Source organism: Novacetimonas maltaceti, from assembly GCF_002906255.1.
Lineage (GTDB): Bacteria > Pseudomonadota > Alphaproteobacteria > Acetobacterales > Acetobacteraceae > Novacetimonas > Novacetimonas maltaceti.
This window is the reverse complement of sequence record NZ_POTC01000007.1, coordinates 14,635-35,018: the sequence shown is the minus strand read 5'-3', so window position 1 is coordinate 35,018 and position 20,384 is coordinate 14,635. Positions and strand designations below refer to the sequence as shown.

At 66.7% G+C, this 20,384-nt stretch carries 16 protein-coding genes; 12 read left to right on the top strand and 4 right to left on the bottom strand.

Annotation, left to right across the window (positions count from 1 at the left end; all coding sequences use genetic code 11):
• Window positions 1-47 precede the first annotated feature (47 nt).
• From minE to minC, 3 genes are all read right to left on the bottom strand, one after another.
• Window positions 48-323: a cell division topological specificity factor MinE gene (gene minE / locus KMAL_RS04235; RefSeq protein ID WP_110094513.1), complete on the bottom strand. Its 276-nt coding sequence runs from the start codon at window positions 321-323 to the stop codon at window positions 48-50.
• A gap of 2 nt (window positions 324-325) precedes the next feature.
• Window positions 326-1,138, bottom strand: a complete 813-nt coding sequence (gene minD / locus KMAL_RS04230; protein WP_110094512.1) for a septum site-determining protein MinD — start codon at window positions 1,136-1,138, stop codon at window positions 326-328.
• A 139-nt stretch (window positions 1,139-1,277) separates the two neighbouring features.
• Window positions 1,278-2,009 (bottom strand): septum site-determining protein MinC, encoded by a 732-nt coding sequence (gene minC / locus KMAL_RS04225; protein ID WP_110094511.1) that lies wholly within the window; start codon window positions 2,007-2,009, stop codon window positions 1,278-1,280.
• 218 nt (window positions 2,010-2,227) lie between these two features.
• Between minC and fzlA the strand changes: the two genes are divergently transcribed.
• The 7 genes from fzlA to KMAL_RS04190 all read left to right on the top strand — a co-directional run bounded on the left by fzlA (window position 2,228) and on the right by KMAL_RS04190 (window position 11,363).
• Complete coding sequence (gene fzlA / locus KMAL_RS04220) at window positions 2,228-2,896, top strand: FtsZ-binding protein FzlA (RefSeq protein ID WP_110094510.1); 669 nt, start codon at window positions 2,228-2,230, stop codon at window positions 2,894-2,896.
• Between the two features lie 8 nt (window positions 2,897-2,904).
• On the top strand, window positions 2,905-4,134 hold the full coding sequence (locus KMAL_RS04215; RefSeq protein WP_110094509.1) for a BaiN/RdsA family NAD(P)/FAD-dependent oxidoreductase: 1,230 nt from the start codon (window positions 2,905-2,907) through the stop codon (window positions 4,132-4,134).
• Window positions 4,083-5,513: an MBOAT family O-acyltransferase gene (locus KMAL_RS04210; protein WP_239019931.1), complete on the top strand. Its 1,431-nt coding sequence runs from the start codon at window positions 4,083-4,085 to the stop codon at window positions 5,511-5,513. Before KMAL_RS04215 ends, KMAL_RS04210 begins: the two co-directional genes overlap by 52 nt.
• 230 nt (window positions 5,514-5,743) lie before the next feature.
• Entirely contained in the window at window positions 5,744-7,105 is a 1,362-nt protein-coding gene (locus KMAL_RS04205; protein ID WP_110094508.1) for a replication-associated recombination protein A, read from the top strand.
• Window positions 7,102-8,079, top strand: a complete 978-nt coding sequence (locus tag KMAL_RS04200) for an RluA family pseudouridine synthase (protein ID WP_110094507.1) — start codon at window positions 7,102-7,104, stop codon at window positions 8,077-8,079. The genes KMAL_RS04205 and KMAL_RS04200 overlap by 4 nt, the downstream gene beginning before the upstream one ends.
• Window positions 8,080-8,133: 54 nt before the next feature.
• Complete coding sequence (locus KMAL_RS04195; RefSeq protein WP_110094506.1) at window positions 8,134-10,599, top strand: AsmA family protein; 2,466 nt, start codon at window positions 8,134-8,136, stop codon at window positions 10,597-10,599.
• Window positions 10,596-11,363 carry an ATP12 family chaperone protein gene (locus KMAL_RS04190; protein WP_110094505.1) on the top strand — a complete coding sequence of 256 codons (768 nt, stop codon included), beginning with the start codon at window positions 10,596-10,598 and terminating at the stop codon, window positions 11,361-11,363. The genes KMAL_RS04195 and KMAL_RS04190 overlap by 4 nt, the downstream gene beginning before the upstream one ends.
• 95 nt (window positions 11,364-11,458) lie before the next feature.
• Here KMAL_RS04190 and ispF read toward each other — a convergent pair whose 3' ends face one another.
• A complete protein-coding gene (ispF, locus tag KMAL_RS04185; protein WP_110094560.1) occupies window positions 11,459-12,646 on the bottom strand; it encodes a 2-C-methyl-D-erythritol 2,4-cyclodiphosphate synthase in 1,188 nt (395 codons plus the stop codon).
• Window positions 12,647-12,882: 236 nt separating this feature from the next.
• Here ispF and dusB point away from each other — a divergent pair, with 236 nt between their 5' ends.
• From dusB to ntrX, 5 genes are all read left to right on the top strand, one after another.
• Window positions 12,883-13,953 (top strand): tRNA dihydrouridine synthase DusB, encoded by a 1,071-nt coding sequence (gene dusB / locus KMAL_RS04180; RefSeq protein WP_110094559.1) that lies wholly within the window; start codon window positions 12,883-12,885, stop codon window positions 13,951-13,953.
• The gene (locus KMAL_RS04175; RefSeq protein WP_110094504.1) at window positions 13,950-15,080 is read left to right on the top strand and encodes a two-component system sensor histidine kinase NtrB; all 1,131 of its coding nucleotides are present in this window, start codon (window positions 13,950-13,952) and stop codon (window positions 15,078-15,080) included. Before dusB ends, KMAL_RS04175 begins: the two co-directional genes overlap by 4 nt.
• A gap of 98 nt (window positions 15,081-15,178) precedes the next feature.
• On the top strand, window positions 15,179-16,630 hold the full coding sequence (ntrC, locus tag KMAL_RS04170) for a nitrogen regulation protein NR(I) (RefSeq protein ID WP_110094503.1): 1,452 nt from the start codon (window positions 15,179-15,181) through the stop codon (window positions 16,628-16,630).
• Between the two features lie 3 nt (window positions 16,631-16,633).
• Complete coding sequence (locus tag KMAL_RS04165) at window positions 16,634-18,904, top strand: sensor histidine kinase NtrY-like (protein WP_110094502.1); 2,271 nt, start codon at window positions 16,634-16,636, stop codon at window positions 18,902-18,904.
• Window positions 18,894-20,285, top strand: coding sequence for a nitrogen assimilation response regulator NtrX (ntrX, locus tag KMAL_RS04160; RefSeq protein WP_110094501.1), 1,392 nt, complete (start codon window positions 18,894-18,896; stop codon window positions 20,283-20,285). Before KMAL_RS04165 ends, ntrX begins: the two co-directional genes overlap by 11 nt.
• Window positions 20,286-20,384 lie beyond the last annotated feature (99 nt).

The window sequence follows — 20,384 nt, the reverse complement described above, 5'->3', positions numbered from 1 at the left end:
ACGGGGCATCGCATGGCGATTGCCCCGTTTTTTTGCGGCCTCAGGCCCTAGCGGAGTTTCTTTTTTTCGAGGGCAGGCACCTCGATGTCGATTTCCAGCATCGAAACCGACGTTCCCCGGTCCACCTTGATCTGGACCTTGTCCTGATCGACGGGGATATGTTTCTTGATGACCTCCAGGATCTCGCTGTGGAGTGTGTTGAGCAGTTCGGATTCCTGTCCGTCCGTGCCGGCGCGTTCATGCGCCAGCAGGATCTGCAACCGGTCGCGCGCGACCGGCGCGGAGCTGCGGTTGCGACCGAAAAGACTATCAAGCAGGCCCATGATCAGGATCTTCCCTTGAACAGCCACCCGAACAGGCCGCTACGTTCAGTGGGTATGGTGACGTCGATCTTTTCGCCTTCGAGCCTGCGCGCCGCCTCGAAATAGGCGCGGGCGGGCGGGCTCTGCGGGCTGGAAATCGTGACGGGCGAACCGAGGTTCGACGCGCGCAGGACTTCCTCGCTTTCGGGGATGATCCCCAGCAGCGGGATCGACAGGATTTCAAGCACGTCCTCGGTGCGCAGCATTTCCCCGCGCGACGCGCGGCCGGGGTCATAGCGCGTCACCAGCAGGTATTTCTCGATCTTGCCGCCGCCCTTGGCCTTTTCCGTGGTGCTGTCGAGCATGCCGATGATGCGGTCGCTGTCGCGCACGGACGACACTTCGGGGTTGGCGACGACGACGGCATAATCCGCATGGTACATCGCCAGTTGCGCGCCGCGTTCGATGCCCGCGGGGCTGTCGCAGATGATCCAGTCGAACTTTTCACGCAGTTCGCCGATCACCTTGGCGACGCCTTCGGCCGTCAGGGCGTCCTTGTCGCGGGTCTGCGATGCGGGCAGGATCGACAGGGTTTCGACGCGCTTGTCGCGGATCAGGGCCTGCGACAGCTTCGCTTCGCCCTGGATGACATTGATCAGGTCGTACACGACCCGGCGTTCCGCGCCCATGACAAGGTCGAGGTTACGCAGGCCGACATCGAAATCGACCACGACCACGTTCTGCCCCGTCTGTGCCAGCGCCGCGCCCAGTGCCGCGGTGGACGTTGTCTTGCCGACCCCGCCCTTTCCGGAGGTGACGACCAGCACTTTCGCCATTCTAGTTCTTCCTTGTCCTGTCATTTCCGTCCGCGGCCCGGGGAGGTATAGGCCCTAACGGTTGAAATATGGTTGTTAAGAGTAAGGGTGCGGCCGGGGGGGATGCAACAGCCGCAACGATGAAAAATGTATCTTGAATTCATCTTCTTGAGGGTGGCGCCGTCCGCAGGGTGAGTGGCTGCACCACGATTGTGTCATTATTGAGCATGGCCTGTGACGGATTTCCGGAAAATCGGGGGTCGATATCCTCGGCGGTCATATAATACCCATCGATCGCCAGAAGTTCCGCGCGCATGTCATGGGCGAAGATGCGGGCTTCGGGCTGCCCGTTCATGCCCGCGATCGCCCGCCCGCGCAGCGCGCCATAGACATGGATCGACCCTGCGGCGGTGACTTCCGCCCCCGACCCGACCGACCCGATGATGATGATGTCGCCATCGGGGTTCATGATCGTCTGCCCCGAACGGATCGGCTGTTCGAAGATCAGCGACGACCCCTGTATGCGTTCCGGGACGGGAACGTGGTCGTCGGGGATGTCCACGGCGCCCGACGCGCGGCCCCCCTCCAGCCCGGCCGGCCACTGCCAGTGGGCGATGGCGGGGGTTGCGGGGTCCGCGCCCTCGATCGCGATGATGCGGATGCCGCGTTCAAGCAGCGCGGGATACAGCTTGCCCAACCCGGGTTCGTCCGGGCCGAGCAGCGACAGGTCGAGGATGACCGGCTTGCTGGCGAAAAAGGCGGCGGAACGGGCGATCTGCGCATCAAGCCCCGCCATCCAGTCGGACAGGCGGGGTTCGGGTGACAGCACCAGCGCCAGGAAGGAGCGGCCACGCGCGCGGATTTTCGGAAGGGAACGCAATTCGTCGGACAAGTGGTTACAGCCTTCGTCTGCCTGGGATTCGTCTGCCTGCGACCCGACCGGTATCATGGCCACGCCATCCAATGTGCCAGAAAAAGACGCCCGATGCCACGGCCCGTGGCCCCGATGCGCGCGCGTGGGGGGATCATGGCATGCCAGCGTGCGATGCAATGCGGTTTTGTTGACATGAAGGCTTGGCTAAGGGTGGCGCGATGCAATAAAGCGGATGCATGCGTATCCTCTATCACCTTCCCCTTTCACCCTATTCCCGCAAGGTGCGCCTTGCGCTGGGAGAAAAGCGGTTGCCGTTCGAACTGAAGATGGAACGGGTATGGGAACGTCGCCCCGACTATCTTGCGCACAATCCCGCCGGTACCGTGCCGATGCTGGTGGAGGAGACGGGCCTTGCCATTCCCGATTCGTGGGTGATCTGCGAATATCTGGAGGAAGCCTATCCCGATACCCCGCTGCTGGGCCGCACGCTTGCCGAACGGGTGGAGGTGCGGCGGCTTGTCGTCTGGTTTGACGAGAAATTCGGCAACGAGGTGACACGCAACCTGCTCAATGAAAAGGTGATGAAGCGCATCTCCGGCCGGGGCAATCCCGATGGCGGCGCGCTGCGGGCGGGATATGCCAATATCCGCTTTCACCTGTCCTATATCGACTGGCTGGCGGAAACGCGGCAGTGGATGGCGGGCAACATGCTCTCGCTGGCGGATTTCGCGGCGGCCTCGCACCTGTCGTGCCTCGATTTCATCGACGATATTGCATGGGACAGCGCGCCCGCGGCCAAGGACTGGTATGCCCGGATCAAGAGCAGGCCGTGCTTTCGTTCCCTGCTGCAGGACCGCGTCAGCGGGATGACGCCGCCCGCCCATTACGCCGACCTCGATTTCTGAGCGCGCCCGTGCCCCGTGCCGATGTGCTTGATGCCGTAATCCTGGGGGCCGGGGCCGCCGGGATGATGGCGGCCGCGACGGCGGGGCAGGCGGGATGCCGTGTCGTCGTGGTGGACCATGCGGCGCAACCGGGGCGCAAGATCCTGATTTCCGGTGGCGGGCGCTGCAATTTCACGCATCTGGACTCGGGGCCGGGGATGTTCCTGTCGGCCAATCCGCATTTCGCCAAATCCGCGCTGGCGCGTTATACGCCGCGCGATTTCCTCGACCTGATCGCCCGCCACCGCATCGCGTGGCACGCCAAGACGCCGGGCCAACTGTTCTGCGACCGCTCCGCCAGCGAGATCGTGGAGATGCTGGTGCGCGAATGCCGGCAGGGCCGGGTGGAGATGGCGCTGTCGAATCGCATCATCGCGGTGCGGCGCGACGCGGACGGGCATTTCGTGGTGGAAACCGACCGCATGGCGCTGCATGCCCGCGCGGTTGTGCTGGCGACGGGGGGGCTGTCGATCCCGAAACTGGGGGCGACGGGCCTGTCGCATGATGTCGCGCGCCGTTTCGGGCTGAAGATCATCGAACCCGCGCCCGCCCTCGTGCCGCTGACATTCGGTGCGGCGGATCGCGAATGGATGGTGGAACTGGCGGGCGTGTCGCTGGACGTCGCGACACGATGCCATGACGGGGCGGGGCGGCGCGCGCGTGATGTCGTGTTCCGTGACGGCATGCTGTTTACGCATCGTGGCCTGTCGGGGCCTGCGATCCTGCAGGCTTCCTCCTACTGGTCGGCGGGGACGGCGCTGGATATCGACTGCCTGCCCGGACGCGATGCGGCGCGGTGCCTGCGTGATCTGAAGAAGGGACGCCCGCGCATGGGGGGCGCCGCCATGCTGGCGAGCGTGCTGCCGCAGCGCCTGGCGCAGATGCTGGCGGCGCGCCACCTGCCTGACGGCCCGGTGGGGGAAATGCCCGACAGCGTGCTGGACGCGCTGGGGGCGATGCTGTCGTCATGGCGGCTGATGCCCAATGGCACCGAAGGGTACGCCAAGGCCGAGGTCACGCGCGGTGGCATCGACACCGATGGCCTGTCATCGCAGACGATGGAGGCGCGCGACGTGCCCGGCCTGTTTGCCGTGGGGGAGGCCGTGGACGTGACAGGGTGGCTGGGCGGCCATAATTTCCAGTGGGCATGGTCGAGTGGCCATGCGGCGGGGCGGGCGCTGGCGGAGCGGCGGGGCTGATGCTGTTCAGCACGCAGGGCTTCCTGCTCGGGTTCCTGCCTGTCGTGCTGGTGCTGTATTACCTGTGCGCCCCCGTGCGCCGGGCGCGCCAGGGTCTGATGGTCGCGGCATCCCTGCTGTTCTATGGCCTGTGGGACTGGCGCTTCGTGCCGTTCCTCGTCGGGATGACGCTGCTCAACTGGGCGCTGGCCTGCATGTGGGGGCGCACACGCAGGCGGGCGTGGCTGCTGGGCGGGATTGCCTTCAACATATGTGTGCTGGTGTTCTTCAAGGATGCCAACTGGCTGTCAGGCGTGTTCGCGGCGCTGCGCGGGCAGGCGTTCCACCCGTGGGACATCGTCCTGCCGCTGGGCCTGTCGTTTTTCGTGTTCCAGAAGATTTCCTACCTCGTGGACCTGCTGCGGGGGCAGGCCCCGGTCTATGGACTGTTGGACTTCCTTGAATTCGTCACGTTCTTTCCGCAACTGGTCGCAGGGCCGATCGTGCGGCATAACGAGATCGTGCCCCAGTTCGCCCAACCCCCGCGCAACGGCGCGATGTGGGAAAACCTGTCGCGCGGGGCGATGCTGCTGCTGGTGGGGCTGGCGAAGAAGGCGGGACTGGCCGATACGCTGGCCAGCCTGTGCGATCCGGTCTTCGCCCTTGTGGCGCAGGGGCATGTGCCGACAGTGGGGCAGGCGTGGCTTGCGGCGCTGGCCTATGCCCTGCAGATCTATTTCGATTTTTCGGGATATTCCGACATGGCGATCGGCATGGCGCTGATGTTCGGGCTGCGCCTGCCGTTCAATTTCGACGCCCCGTACCGTTCGGTTTCCATCCGCGATTTCTGGCGGCGGTGGCACATGACCCTGTCGCGGTTCCTGCGCGATTACCTTTACATCCCGATGGGCGGCAACCGCTGCGGCGCGGTGCGGCAGGCCTTCAACCTCGGGGCGACGATGCTGCTGGCCGGGGCATGGCATGGCGCGGGCTGGACCTACCTCGTGTGGGGTGGCCTGCATGGGGGTGCGCTGGCGGTCGCGCACTGGTGGCAGCGGCGGGGCGGGGCCATGCCCGCACTGGCGGGATGGGCGCTGACAATGCTGTTCATCATGCTGTCATGGGTGGTGTTCCGCGCGCCCGACCTGGGGGCGGCGCGCACGATGCTGCTGGCGATGGCGGGCATGGGCGGGCATGACCATGCCGCGACCGGGCACCATGGCGTCGTGCTGGCCATCGCGGTGTCCGTGGCGGTGGTGGGGCCGTCATCGCAGCGCGCGATCCTGCGTGACATGCCGCCCGCGCCATGGGTCGCGGTGGCGGGCGGGATCGCCTTCGTCCTGCTGATCCTGCTGATCGGCGGGCGTATCCCCGACCAGTTCATCTATTTCCAGTTCTGATTCAAAGTCATAAAAGTTTTTGGGTGCCGCCTTTTGATCGAAAAAGGCAGCGTTCTTTGAAGCTTTTTGAAAAAGCTTCACCAAAAACTTTTATGACTTTCTTCTTTTTACTAACCCGTCACCTTTGTCTGGCGCATGGGGTGTATCGCGCCGTTTGTGTTCCTATATGTCATGCTGACGCGCCGCGTTGTGACGTGGCGTCCTTCTTTTCATGGAACAAGACACAGCCCATGCACGATCCCACCCAGGACCTGTTCGGGGACATGCCGGACATGGCGCGTCCCCAGGCCGCGCCCGCGACAGGACGCGGGGGCGAGTCCGCATCACGCCACCGCCCGCTTGCGGACCGCCTGCGGCCGGAGGCGCTGGACCAGGTGGTGGGGCAGGATCACCTGCTTGGCCCCGAAGGCACGCTGAGCCTGATGCTGCGCAACCACAGCCTCGCCAGCCTGATCCTGTGGGGCGGCCCGGGTGTTGGCAAGACGACCATCGCGCGCCTGCTGGCCCATGCGGCGGGCCTGCGCTTCGTGCAGATTTCGGCGGTCTTTTCCGGTGTGGCCGACCTCAAGCGCGCGTTCGAGGATGCGCGCCGCCGCGCGGCCACTGGCGAAGGCACGCTGCTGTTCGTGGATGAAATCCACCGCTTCAACCGCGCGCAGCAGGACGGGTTCCTGCCGGTGGTCGAGGACGGGACGGTGGTGCTGGTCGGCGCCACGACGGAAAACCCGTCCTTTGCGCTCAATGGCGCGCTGCTGTCGCGCTGCCAGGTGCTGGTGCTGCGCCGACTGGACGATGCGGCGCTTGAACAACTGCTGTGCCGGGCAGAGGCGGAAACCGGCCGCGCCCTGCCGCTGACGCCGCCCGCGCGCGCGACATTGCGCGCCATGGCCGATGGGGACGGGCGCTACCTGCTGAACATGGTCGAGCAGATTCTGGCGCAACCGGGCGATACGGTGTTCGACCCGCAATCCCTGTCACGGCTGCTGGCAAAACGTGCGGCGCTGTACGACAAGGACCGCGATGAGCATTACAACCTCATCTCCGCATTGCATAAGTCCATGCGCGGTTCGGACCCGGATGCGGCGCTGTACTGGTTCGCCCGGATGCTCGAAGGGGGGGAGGACCCGCGCTACATCGCCCGCCGCCTGACGCGCTTCGCGGCGGAGGACGTGGGCATGGCCGACCCGCAGGCCCTGCCGCTGGCGGTTGCCGCGTGGGAGACGTACGAGCGCATGGGCTCGCCCGAAGGGGAACTGGCGCTGGCGCAGCTTGTGGTGCACCTGTCCACGGCGCCGAAATCGAATGCGGTCTATGTCGCCTATGGCCGTGCGCGCCGCGCCGCGCGCGCCACCGGCAGCCTGATGCCGCCCGCCCATATCCTCAATGCGCCGACGAAGCTGATGAAGGATATCGGCTATGGCAAGGGATATGAATACGACCATGACCAGGCGGAGGGGATTTCGGGCCAGAACTACTTCCCCGACGGCATGCGCCGCCCGCAATTTTACCGTCCCACGGGGCGCGGATATGAACGCGAGGTCGCGCGACGTCTGGACAGTTGGGACAGAGTGCGCGAAAGCCGTGGGTCATGAGTGTCGTGACCCTTACCGTCAGTGATGACGAAGCCGATATCCGCCTTGACCGCTGGTTCAGGCGCCATTACCCGCACCTGACGCAGGGCGCGCTGCAGAAGCTGTGCCGCACGGGACAGATCCGTGTCGATGGCGGGCGTGTCAGCACGTCCACCCGCCTTGCCCCCGGCCAGGCGGTGCGCGTGCCCCCCATCCCGCAGGCCAGTCGCCCCCCACCGGTGACGCACAGGGCGCTTGATGAACGCCAGGTGCGTGAAATCCGCAGGATGGTGATCTACAGCGATGACCAGGTGATCGTCCTGAACAAGCCCGCTGGCATCGCCGTGCAGGGCGGGCCGGGCATCACCCATCATATCGACGGGCTGCTCGACGGGTTGAAGGACCAGCCCGATGACCCGCGCCCGCGCCTTGTCCACCGTATCGACCGTGACACGTCGGGGCTGCTTTTGCTGGCGCGCACGCCCGGTGTGGCGGCGAAGCTTGCGGCGTCCTTTCGTTCGCGCGACGTGCGCAAGGTGTACTGGGCCGTGACGGTGGGCCGTCCCACGCCCGCATCCGGCGTGATCGACCAGCCCCTGACCCGCCTTGGCGCGGGGGCGGGGGCGATCATGGTCGTCGCCGGGCGGCGCGACAAGGACGCGGTGCATGCGCTGTCGGAATATGAAGTGCTGGACGCGGCGGGGCGAAAGCTGTCATGGCTTGCGCTGTCGCCGCTGACGGGGCGCACACACCAGCTTCGCGTGCATTGCGAGGCGCTGGGCACCCCGATCCTTGGCGACCCGAAATATGGCGATGACCGTGCCCATGTGGAGGGCTTCCCCGACCAGTTGCACCTGCATGCGCGCATGCTGGACCTGCCGCACCCGGCGGGGGGGCGACTGGTGGTGTCGGCGGACCTGCCTGCGCACATGAAGGACACGTTCCGCCAGCTTGGCTTTGCAGCGCCTGCGGCGCCCGCGCCGCAGCGCACATGACCCCACGGCGGTAATTCCACCGCCACGGGCAACGCACGGGACGGGTAGGGGAACATGGCGAACAGCGCAACTCTGCGGCGTGGCCTGCTGGCGTCCGCCGCCGCGATCATCGTGGTGGCGGGGGGCGGTGCCTTTGCCCTGCATGCCATGCTTGACCCGCAGGCGTTGCGTGCGCGCGCCATTGCGGCGATCGAACGCCAGACCGGGCGTGAAGTCACACTCGGTTCGGTGGATGTGCATGCCTTCCCCGCCTCCGTCTACGTGCATGACATTGCCCTTGCGGACAGGCAGGGGGCAGGTGGCGCGCCGATGTTCAGCGCGCGCACCCTGAAGGCTGATGTAGGGCTGATGGCGCTTGTGCATCATCGCATGCAGCTTGAAAACGTCACGCTGGACCATCCCGTGCTGAACCTGCGCCGCGATGCCGACGGGCAGGCGAACTGGCGCATGACCCCCACCGCCGCGCAGCCAGCGTCCGGGGCCGCCGCCTCCCGCACGCCATGGGTGGTGCGGATTGGCAGCCTGCGCGTCAGTGATGCGACTGTGGGATGGGATGACCGCCTGGGTGGGGTGAAGACGCAACTGGCGCTGGACCATGTCCGGGTCGATGGCCTTGATGGCGCGCGGCCAGCGTTCGACATCTCGGGCGCGCGCGATGGCGCGAGGTTCACCCTGTCGGGCCATACGGGGGCCATTTCCCTGACGCAGCGCGCGGCAGGGGACGCGCCATGGCCGGTGCATTTCCAGATGGCCCTTGCCGGGCATGGACAGCCCGCAGGCACCCTCACGCTCGATGGCAGCGTGGCCGATCCCGACCGGGCGAAGGGATATGACCTGAAGATCGACGCGCAGGCCGCCCGCCTCGCGGACCTTGCGCCATGGCTTGGGGGGTATGACGTGCCTGCCGCGCGCGATGTCACCCTGTCCGCGCATGTTGTCGATGGCGCCGCCCCCACGGAGACGAAAATCGTCCCGCAGGTGCAGGCGCTGCACCTGCGCACCGGGGCGTTCGATGCCGGGCAGTACCTGTCCGGGCTGCAGGTCGACCGCCTGTCGGCCGATGCCGCAGGCCCGAAGGAGGCGTTGTCCATCGCGGGCACCGGCCTCTGGAACGGGCAGGACCTGAAGCTGGCCGCGTCGTTCGGTTCGCTGGGACAGGCGCAGCATGCCGTGCTGACGCACCTGTCGGACCCGTTGCCGATGTCGGTGGACCTGTCGGGCGCGGTGGGGTCGATGCGGGTTGCAGGGATGCTGGGTGGCGCGCGCGCGGTGGTGAACGTGACGGCGTCATCGACGCACCTTGCGCTGCCCGATGGCGCGGCGCTGGACCATCTGGAGGCGACGACCCACCTCGTCAGTGACGGCAATGGCGCGCATTTCGCCCTGTCGGACCTCAATGTCCGCAGCACGCAGCTTGCGCTGACGGGCACGCTGGACATGAATGTCCATGGCGGGCATGGCGGCGTCCCGCAGGTCAGCGGCGCGGTGGATGCAAGCTGGCTGGACCTTGACGCCCTGCGCGGGACATCCGTCCCGGCACGCCCTCCCGCGCCCGGCCCCGCGCAACAGAAGCCGGGGGAGGGGCGCATCGCGTTTGAACGCCTGCGTGACATCGACATGGATGTGCGTGTCAGCGTGGCGCAGATGAAACTGGCCGGGGACACCTACCGCCAGGCGCTGATGCACATTGCCCTGCGCGAAGGGCGTCTGAACATCGACCCGTTGCAGGCCACGGGCACGGGACGCAGGGTTTCGGGCCGCCTGTCGGTCGATGCCTCGGGTGACGTGCCGGTCGTGTCCGGCACCATCGGCACGCTGGTGCTGCCCGCGACATGGATCGAGCAGCATGCCGGCATGCCCATGGCGGTGCAGGGGGCGTTCCAGTTGGTGGGGGAAGCCACCGCACGTGGGAACACACCCGCCGAACTGCGTACCAGCATGGACGGGCATATGGGCGCTTCGCTGGTCAACGGCACGATCGATGGCGCGGCGCTCGGGTCGCTGCTGGGGCAGGCGGCACGGGGTGTTACGGGGACGGGTGCGATCCCGCTGCGCTGCTTCGGGCTGCACATGGCCATGGCAAGGGGGCAGGCCACGATTGATACGCTCGGCCTGCAGACCTCCATGCTCAGCATGACGGGACAGGGCAGCGTGGGGCTTGCGTCCTATGCGCTGGACATGCGGCTGGTGCCGCAGGTCGTGATCGGCGGGACGGGGGCCTCGGTGCCGGTGCGCGTGGGCGGCACGCTGTCCGCGCCGCGTCCGCGCATGGATGCAGGGGCGGATGGGCGTTATGCCATCGGCCTGCTGCTGGGCGGTGCAGCGGGGAAGGGCGGCATCCCCGACCTGTGCCCCGCCACGCTGAAGGCCGCGCGTGAGGGGCAGGCAGGCCCTGAACCCACGGGGGCCGCGCCACAGCCCACCGGCGATGTCGGCAGCCTGGTGCGTGACAACCCCAAGGCCGCGCAGAAGATTAACAAGGCAAAAGACCTGCTCAAGGGACTGGGACTGATACATTGACGGATACGACGCAGCACACATCGCCAACGCCGGCCGGAAAGCCGGCAGCACGCAGGCGTTTCTGGGACAGCGCAACCGTGGCGGCGGAGGGGACGGGCCATACCGTCCACCTTGATGGCAGGCCGGTGCGGCTGCCGGGGCGTGCGTTGCTGCTGGTGCACGGCCGTGCGCTGGCGCAGGCGCTGGCTGACGAATGGGCGCAGGCAGGGGATGGCAGGAAGGGGGGCGAGTTCACGCCGGAGGACCTGCCCCTGACGCGGATCGCGGGCACGATGATCGAACGCATCGCCCCCGACCGGGAGGCCACGGTCACGGCCCTGTTGCAATATGCCAATGGCGAACTGCTGTGCTATCGCGCGACGCACCCGGCCACATTGTGCGAACGCCAGGCGGCGCAGTGGACGCCGTGGCTTGACTGGCTGCGGGCGCGGTACGGCATTGCGCTGCGCACGACCGAAGGGGTCATGCCCATCACCCAGACGCCGCAGGCGCTGGAGGCGCTGGGGACCATCCTGCGCGGTTATGACGATGCGACGCTTGCCGCGCTTGGCGTCATGGTGCCTGCGATGAAGAGCCTCGTGCTCGGGCTTGCGCTGGTGGCGGGGGCATGTGACGCCGCACGCGCGGCACAGGTCGCGACACTTGACGAACGCACGCAGATGGAAATCTGGGGGCACGACGCGCAGCTTGAAGCCATGCTGGCGGCCACGACGCGCGAAGTCGCCGAAGCATGGTCGTTCCTCGAACTCGCCCGGAAGGGATGACGGACAGGAGGTTCTGGTTAAGCTTTTTGCAAAAAAGAATGCCGCCTTTTTAAAAAAGGCGGCACCCATAAACGTCTGTCACCTTATCAAAAGGTTCAGGGCACCAGCACGCTGACGGCGGCGGTGCAGGCGATGCCTTCTTCCCGCCCGGTAAAGCCGAGGCGTTCGGAGGTTGTCGCCTTGACCGAAATCCGGTCCACGCCGACCTGCAGCAGGTCGGCCAGGCGTTCGCGCATCGCCTGTGCATGCGGGCCGATCTTGGGCCGTTCGCAGATCAGCGTCAGGTCGGCATTGATCAGCATGCCGCCGCGCGCGCGGATGCGCTCTCCCGCATGGACCAGGAAGCGCGCGCTGTCGGCGTCCTTCCATTCATTCTGGCTCGGCGGGAAATGGCGGCCGATATCCCCTTCGGCCAGCGCGCCATAGATCGCATCGCACAGGGCATGGATGCCGACATCCGCGTCCGAATGTCCCGCAAGCCCGCGCGTATGCGGCACGGTGATGCCACACAGGATCAGCGGACGCCCCTCGGCGAAGGCATGCACGTCATACCCCAGCCCCGTGCGCGGCAGCAGGGTCGGGCCGATCAGGCGTTCCAGTCGCACCAGATCCTCCTTGTAGGTCAGTTTGATATTGTCTTCGGACCCCGCGACCATGGCCACATGGTGCCCCGCGGTTTCCAGCAGCGCCGCATCATCGGTCGCATCCGACGCCGCCGCCCCGCGATGCAGGTCGCGCAGCAGGCCAAAGCGGAAACCCTGCGGCGTCTGCGCGCGGTAAAGGTCGGTGCGCGGCACGGTGTCGGTGATGACGCCATCGCGCACGCGCTTGATCGTGTCCGCGACGGGAACGCCGGGAATGGCCCCCGCATGCGCCGACAGCGCGTCGATGACCGCGCGCGTGACCTCTGCCGGGACATAGGGGCGCGCGCCGTCATGGATCAGCACCAGGTCGGGCTTCTGTGTTTCGGGCAGGCGGTCGAGCGCCTCGAGGCCGGCGCGCACGCTTTCCTGTCGTGTTTCCCCGCCGGGGACACAGTCGAGGATGGTGCATCCGTCCGCGGTGGCGTCGCCTGCGGTGCGCAGACCCGACAGCGCCCCGTCAAGCGACGCGCGCTCTCCCACGGGCTGGAGGATCTGGACATGCGGGATCAGGGCATCCGCGGCATGGCGGATGACGGGCCTGCCGCCGAGCGTCAGATACTGCTTGGCGACGGGGGACGCGGTCTGGGCGCTGAAACGGCGGCCCTGGCCTGCGGCAAGGAGGATGGCTGCAACACGCATGGTCGGCAGGAATGCGGCCATGTCGCGCCGACGTCAAGCATCATGGCGGCCAATTTCGTTCCCGTTGTGCATTATCATCAATTGCGTGACGGAAACGGAAAAGGTATTCTGCCTAAATCATAAGCATTGTGGTGTCTGGACGGCGGGGCGTGTCCCGGCCGGTGACGGCTGGCGTGGTGCCCGGTGCATGCCATGTGGCGTGCGGGCGGCAGGCCGCCGGGGAAAGCGGATTTTTGATGTCATCTGAACTGTTGTCGCCGATTGATCTGGGAAATGGCACTGTCATTGACGTGCCGGTGATCCTTGCCCCCATGTCCGGCGTGACCGACCTGCCGTTCCGGCGTCTGGCGCGGCGCCTCGGCGCGGGGCTGGTCGTGTCGGAAATGATCGCGTCATGGGCGATGGTGCGTGAAAACAGCAACACCCTGCGCATGGCGGAGGTCGCGGGCGATGGCCTCAACGCCGTGCAGTTGGCCGGGTGCGACCCCGACGCGATGGCGCAGGCCGCACGTATCGCGGTGGACCGTGGCGCGAACCTGATCGACATCAATTTCGGCTGCCCGGTCAAGAAGGTGGCCGTGGGGCAGCAGGCGGGCTCCGCCCTGATGCGTGACGAGGCGCTGGCCGCGCGCCTGCTGGCCACCGTCGTGCGCGCGGTGGACGTGCCCGTCACGCTGAAGATGCGCATGGGCTGGGACCATAACAGCCTCAATGCGCCAACCCTTGCGCGCATCGCGCAGGAGGCGGGGATCCGCATGGTGACCGTGCATGGCCGCACGCGCCAGCAGTTCTACAACGGCACGGCGGACTGGCGCTTCGTGCGGCAGGTGAAGGAGGCGATCGACCTGCCGGTGATCGTCAATGGCGACATCCTGACGGTGGGCGACGCGCGCGAAGCCCTGGCGCAGTCCGGGGCCGACGGGGTGATGATCGGGCGCGGCTGCTATGGCCGCCCGTGGTTCCCGGCGCAGGTGGGCGCCGCGCTGACGCGCGGTGTCATCGTGGCGGAACCCGACCTGCCGACGGAGAAGGGCATCGTCCTCGAACATTACAACATGATGGTGGAGCATTTCGGCGCGCATCCCGGCCTGCGCCTGGCGCGCAAGCATGTGTCGTGGTACTCCGCCGGCCTGCCGGATTCGGCCGGGTTCAGGGCCGCGATCAACCGCGTGGACACGGTGGGCGCGGCGCTGTCGATGATCGGGGAATTCTATGACCGCCAGATCGCTGCGGGGCACGTGCGCGGGCCGCGCCCGTCCACCACCGGCGCGGACTCCGGCACCGGGCCGAGCGCACGCGCGGCATGACGGGGCAGGCTACCCCACCCCTCTGTACGCCCGCGACCGTCACCGGGCCCGGCCGCATCGTCCTTGACGCCCTGCCGCTGCCGGTCATGGTGGTGGGGCGCGACATGGCGATCCATTATGTCAACGCCAGTGCCGAACCCTTCCTTGGCATGTCGCGCACCCATCTGGTGCAGATGCGCCTGACGGACATCATCCCCGCCGACCATCCGGTCTTCCTGCTGATCGAACAGGTGCGCGACCACGGACAGACCGTGGTGGAGCATGAAGTCACGCTGGAGGGGCCGCGCCTACACCGCGAGGGCGTGACCGTCCATGGCGCGCCGATGATGGAGGAGCCGGGTTCGGTCGTGCTCACGTTCCATGATTCATCGGCCGCGCGCGTGCTGGACCGGCAGCTGACCTTCCGTTCCGCCGCCCGCAGCGTGGCGGGCATGGCGGCCATCTTGGCGCATGAGGTCAAGAACCCGCTGTCGGGCATCCGTGGCGCCGCGCAGTTGCTGGAAAGTTCGGTGGGGGAGGCGGACCGTGAACTCGCGGTCCTGATCCAGGACGAGGTCAACCGCATCCGCGACCTCGTGGACCGGATGGACATGTTCAGCGACAAGCCGATCGAGCGCCGTCCCGTCAATATCCACCGTGTCCTTGAACATGTCCGCCGCCTTGCGCAGCAGGGATTCGCCGCCGACATCCGTTTCGAGGAGGTCTATGACCCCTCGCTCCCGCCGGTCTGGGGCAACCGCGACCAGCTGGTGCAGGTGCTGCTCAACCTTGTGAAGAACGCGGCCGAAGCCCTGCATGGCCCTGACGCGCGGCCCGATGCGCAGATCACGCTGAGCACCAGCTACCGCCCCGGCATCTGGGTTTCCACCGTGGGGGGCAAGCGCCGGGTGCAGCTGCCGCTGCTGGTGTCGGTGCGCGACAACGGGCCGGGCATTCCCGAAAACATCCGCCCGCACCTGTTCGAACCCTTCCTGACCACCAATGCGAGTGGCAGCGGGCTGGGACTTGCGCTCGCGGGAAAGATCGTGGGCGATCATGGCGGCGTCATCGAGGTCGAGAGCCGCCCGGGCCAGACCGATGTCCTGCTGCACCTGCCGGTGGTGGCCGAAGACCGCGACATGCCGTAAGGGGCCATGCCGTTGCCCCGATCCGTTACGAACATCCGCCCGAGCCCCTCTCCCTCACGCGCCCGGGCCATGAAAAGCTGAAAGACTGTAAAGCCCCCATGTCGCTGCCGACCATCCTTGTTGCCGATGATGACCGTTCCATCCGCACCGTGCTCAGCCAGGCGCTTGGGCGCGCGGGATACCAGGTGCGCGCCACGGCGCATGCCGCCACCCTGTGGCAGTGGGTGGAGGAAGGCGAAGGCGACCTGGTCATCACCGATGTCGTGATGCCGGACATCAACGGGCTGGACCTGATCCCGCGCATCCGCCGGGTGCGGCCCGACCTGCGTGTCGTGGTCATGAGCGCGCAGTCCACGCTGACGACGGCCGTGCAGGCGACGCAGCGCGGGGCGTTCGAATACCTGCCCAAGCCGTTCGACCTGAAGGAAGTCCTTGCCGTGGTGGCGCGCGCGCTGGCGACGCCCGCCACCGTCGTGCCCGCGCCCGCCGTGGCCCAGCCCGAGGAGCAGATGCCCCTGATCGGGCGTTCGGTCGTGATGCAGGACATCTACCGCATCATCGCGCGGCTGACGACGTCGGACCTGACGGTCATGATCTCGGGCGAGAGCGGCACGGGCAAGGAACTCGTCGCGCGCGCGCTGCATGAATATGGCCGCCGCCGCGCCGGGCCGTTCGTCGCGATCAACATGGCCGCCGTCCCGCGCGACATGATCGAAAGCGAACTGTTCGGCCATGAACGCGGCGCGTTCGCGGGGGCGACCAGTCGCGTCGCCGGACGGTTCGAGCAGGCGGCGGGCGGCACCCTGTTCCTTGACGAGATCGGGGACATGCCGCCAGAGGCGCAGACGCGGCTTTTGCGCGTGCTGCAGGATGGGGAATTCACGACCGTGGGCGGCGTGCAGCCGGTGCAGGCGAACGTGCGCATCATCGCTGCCACCCATCGCGACCTGCGCCAGGCGATCCGGGCCGGCACATTCCGCGAGGACCTGTACTACCGCCTCAACGTCGTGCCGATGCGCCTGCCGCCGCTGCGTGAACGGGTGGAGGACATCCCCCTGCTGGCGCGGCATTTCCTCAATGCCTGCCAGGAGGACGGGACGCCGGCGAAAATGCTCGACGACGCGGCGATCGCGCCCCTGCAGGCCTATCGCTGGCCGGGGAACGTGCGCGAGCTTGAAAACCTGATGCGCAGGCTCAATGCGCTGTATCCGCAGGAGACGCTGGGCGCGGACCTGATCGAGCATGAACTGGCGGAGGCGCAGGCCATGTCCACCCCGGCGGCGGAAGGCGTGCCCCGTGATAACGAGACGCTGTCGGACGCGGTGGGGCGGCACATCCGCCATTTCCTTGAAACCGGGCAGGACGGCATGCCGCTGCATGACATCTATGACAAGGTGATCGCGGAGGTCGAACGCCCGCTCATCACCATGACGCTGTCGGCCACGCGCGGCAACCAGATCAAGGCGGCGGCGATGCTGGGGCTGAACCGCAACACGCTGCGCAAGAAGATACGCGACCTCGACATTCCCGTCGTGCGCGGTGGTGGCTGACCCATGTCGGGAACGGGTGGCGACCTCAATGGCGCGCATGGGCTGGTGCGGCGCGGGCTGGACCTGCTGGTGCGGCGCAATGTCTCGCTCCTGCTGGTGCTGCTGGCGCTGTGCCTCGGGGTTGCGACGTTCGTCGTGCTGTCGGGGGGGATGTCGCTTGCGCGCCACCCGCAGATCGAGGCGCTGATCTTCATCCTCAATTTCCTCGTGCTGCTGCTGCTGGCAACCGCGCTGACGGAACAGGTGGGGCGGATGCTGGCCGAACGGCGCAGCGGGCTGGCTGGCGCGCGGCTGCATGTGCGGCTGATGACGCTGTTTGGCATTGTCGCGGTCGCGCCGACCATCGTTGTGGGCGTGTTCGCGGCGATCTTCTTCCACTACGGCATCCAGATCTGGTTCAGCGACCGCGTCAACACCGCCCTGAACGAGGCGCTGGAGGCATCGCGCGGATACCTGCAGGAACATAACGCCAATATCCGCACGGAGGCGTTCTCGCTCGCCAACTACCTCGTCAGCGCGCAGAGCGGGCTGCTCGGCAACGGGACCGACCTGATGCGCGATCCCGACGCGCTGGGGCAGATCCTGGATTCGCAGGCGACGCTGCGCGGGCTGAACATGGCGGTCATCTATGACCCGATCACCAATACCGTCGTCGCCTCCGGCGGGCTGATGGGACATTCGGGATACCGCCAGGACCTGCCGCCGCCAGCCGCGACGCTGATGGCGCGGACCAACGATATCGCCATCCTCGATTCCCCGGATGAAAAGACGGTGCGCGCGGTCATCTCCCTTGGTGATACGCCGCCGCTGATGCTGATGATCTCCCGCCCGGTGGACCCCGACATCCTTGGCCACATGCGCAAGACCGAAAGCGTGGTCAGCGATTACCAGCGCCTCAACCGCAACCGCGCGAAGATCCAGTTCACCTTCGTGCTGATCTTCGCGCTTGTCGCGATCCTCGTGCTGGGGGCGGCCATCCTGATCGGGCTGGTGCTGGCGACACAGATCGTGCGTCCGCTCAGCCTGCTGATCCTGGCGTCCGAACGGGTCAGCCGCGGCGACCTCGCCTCACGCGTGCCCGAAGGCGATGGCGATGACGAGGTCTCCAGCCTGTCACGCGCGTTTAACCGCATGACCGACCAGCTTTCGACCCAGCGCACCGAACTGATGAACGCCTCCACCCAGATCAACGAGCGCCGCCGCTTTACCGAGGCCGTGCTGTCGGGGGTGTCGGCGGGGGTGATCGGGCTCGATTCCCATCAGGTCATCGAACTGCCCAACCGCGCGGCCAGCGTGCTGCTCCACCGTGACCTCAATGACGCGGTGGGGGGGCGGCTGGTGGATGTGGTGCCGGAATTCGCGCCCATGCTGGAACAGGTGGCGCGCGGCGTGAACCGCGAACTGACCGATGAGGTGCATGTGGTCGCGGGCACGCGTTCGTGCACGCTGCTGGTACGTATCGGCGCGGAAATTCAGAGCAGCGTGACCGGCGACGTGGCCGACGGCTATGTCGTGACGTTCGACGACATCACGGCGCTGCAGGTGGCGCAGCGCAAGGCGGCGTGGGCGGACGTGGCGCGTCGCATCGCGCACGAGATCAAGAATCCGCTGACCCCGATCCAGCTGGCGGCGGAGCGGCTGAAGCGGCGGTTCCTGCGTGAAATCTCCTCCGACCCGGACACATTTTCGCAATGTGTGGACACGATCGTGCGCCATGTGGGCGATATCGGGCGCATGGTCGATGAATTTTCCGCGTTCGCACGCATGCCCCAGCCGGTGATGCGCGACGAGGATTTTTCGCGTATCATCCGCGAGACCCTGATCCTGCAACGCAGCGCGCATCCCGAAATCCGTTACGTGGTCAACCTGCCGGATCGCGGGCCGATGGTCGAATGCGACCGTCGCCTGATCGGGCAGGCGCTGACAAACCTTCTGCAGAATGCCGCCGACGCCATTGCCATGCGCCCCAAAGAAGGGGATGCTGCGCATGGCGACGATGGCATTGCCGGGACGATCCGCCTTGACCTGTCATGCGGGCATGGCGTCGTGCGCCTGTCGGTTGCGGATGACGGGATCGGGTTGCCGGTGGAAGACCGCACCCGCCTGACGGAGCCCTATGTGACGCACAAGCCCAAGGGCACGGGTCTGGGTCTTGCAATCGTCAAGAAGATTCTGGAAGACCATGGGGGCAGTGTAGGTCTAGAAGATTGTCCCGAAGGTAGGGGAGCTGTTTCGACGTTGATTTTGCCGATAAAGGACGACCATGGGACATGAAATCCTGATCGTCGATGACGAGCCTGACATAAGGCTGCTTATCGAGGGAATCCTGAGCGACGAGGGATACGAGACACGGCTGGCAGGCGATGCCGATTCCGCCATCAGCGCCTTTCGCGAACGTCGCCCGTCGCTTGTCATCCTCGATGTGTGGCTGCAGGGATCACGCCTTGACGGGCTGGGGATCCTCAATGTCTTCCACAAGGAAGAACCCTCCGTGCCGGTTGTCATGATCTCGGGTCATGGCACGATCGAGACCGCCGTTGCGGCGCTCCAGCACGGGGCGTACGACTTTATCGAAAAGCCTTTCCAGTCGGACCGCCTGCTTGTCGTGGTGCGTCGCGCGCTGGAGGCGTCGCGCCTTGCGCGTGAAAACGCGGAACTGCGCCTGCGCGCGGGGTCGGAGGCGATGCTCGACGGGCGCAGTGCCGCGATCGTCGCGGTGCGCAACCAGATCGACCGCGTGGCGCCCACCGGGTCGCGGGTGCTGATTTCCGGCGCTGCGGGCGCGGGCAAGGAAGTTGCCGCGCGCATGATCCATGCCAGTTCGCGCCGTGCGGAGGGGCCGTTCATCGTCCTGAACTGCGCCACGCTTGCGCCGGGCCGCTTCGAGGAGGAATTGTTCGGCATCGAAGGAACCGAGGATGGCGCGGGGCGTCGTACCGGCGTGCTGGAGCGTGCCCATGGCGGGACGCTGGTGCTCGACGAGGTCTCGGACATGCCGCTGGAGACACAGGGCAAGATCGTGCGCGCCCTGCAGGACCAGACGTTCGAGCGTCTGGGGGGATCACGCCGGGTGAAGGTGGACGTGCGCGTCCTTGCGACGACGAATCGCGACCTGCAGGCCGAGATTTCCGCCGGCCGCTTCCGCGAGGACCTGTACTACCGCCTTGCCGTCGTGCCGCTGCGCGTGCCGGGCCTGCGTGAACGGCGCGAGGACATTCCCGACCTTGCGCGCCTGTTCCTGCGCCGGGCCGCGGAAAATGCGGGCCTGCCGCTGCGCGAACTGTCGGGTGACGCGATCGCGGCGCTGCAGAATTACGAATGGCCGGGCAACGTGCGCGAACTGCGCAACCTGATGGAACGCCTGCTGATCATGATGCCGGGCAACGGGACCGACCCGATCCGCGCGGACATGCTGCCGTCGGGGGTGGGCGATGGCGCGCCCGCGCTGCTGAAATTCGATTCCGACGAGGATGTGATGGGCCTGCCCCTGCGGGAGGCGCGCGACCTGTTCGAGACCCAGTACCTGCAGGCGCAGTTGTTGCGTTTTGGCGGCAACATCAGCCGTACGGCCGGTTTCGTGGGGATGGAACGCAGCGCCCTGCACCGCAAGCTCAAGCAGCTTGGCGTGACATCGGAAGACCGTAACCCTGCCTGAGATTTTGCCCCATGATCGCAGGCCTGCTAAACAATGAACCGTGATACGGACGGTGGCAACGCCGTAGCACGGACATGGGTGCGCCCATGTTGTGTGAAC

Coding starts and splice junctions, on each gene's coding strand:
- minE (WP_110094513.1), bottom strand. CDS start 323: ATGGGCCTGCTTGATAGTCTTTTCGGTCGCAACCGCAGCTCCGCGCCG.
- fzlA (WP_110094510.1), top strand. CDS start 2,228: ATGCGTATCCTCTATCACCTTCCCCTTTCACCCTATTCCCGCAAGGTG.
- KMAL_RS04175 (WP_110094504.1), top strand. CDS start 13,950: ATGACGGGGCAGGCTACCCCACCCCTCTGTACGCCCGCGACCGTCACC.
- KMAL_RS04205 (WP_110094508.1), top strand. CDS start 5,744: ATGCACGATCCCACCCAGGACCTGTTCGGGGACATGCCGGACATGGCG.
- ispF (WP_110094560.1), bottom strand. CDS start 12,646: ATGCGTGTTGCAGCCATCCTCCTTGCCGCAGGCCAGGGCCGCCGTTTC.
- KMAL_RS04165 (WP_110094502.1), top strand. CDS start 16,634: ATGTCGGGAACGGGTGGCGACCTCAATGGCGCGCATGGGCTGGTGCGG.
- ntrX (WP_110094501.1), top strand. CDS start 18,894: ATGGGACATGAAATCCTGATCGTCGATGACGAGCCTGACATAAGGCTG.
- KMAL_RS04210 (WP_239019931.1), top strand. CDS start 4,083: ATGGTCGAGTGGCCATGCGGCGGGGCGGGCGCTGGCGGAGCGGCGGGG.
- ntrC (WP_110094503.1), top strand. CDS start 15,179: ATGTCGCTGCCGACCATCCTTGTTGCCGATGATGACCGTTCCATCCGC.
- KMAL_RS04195 (WP_110094506.1), top strand. CDS start 8,134: ATGGCGAACAGCGCAACTCTGCGGCGTGGCCTGCTGGCGTCCGCCGCC.
- dusB (WP_110094559.1), top strand. CDS start 12,883: ATGTCATCTGAACTGTTGTCGCCGATTGATCTGGGAAATGGCACTGTC.
- minD (WP_110094512.1), bottom strand. CDS start 1,138: ATGGCGAAAGTGCTGGTCGTCACCTCCGGAAAGGGCGGGGTCGGCAAG.
- KMAL_RS04200 (WP_110094507.1), top strand. CDS start 7,102: ATGAGTGTCGTGACCCTTACCGTCAGTGATGACGAAGCCGATATCCGC.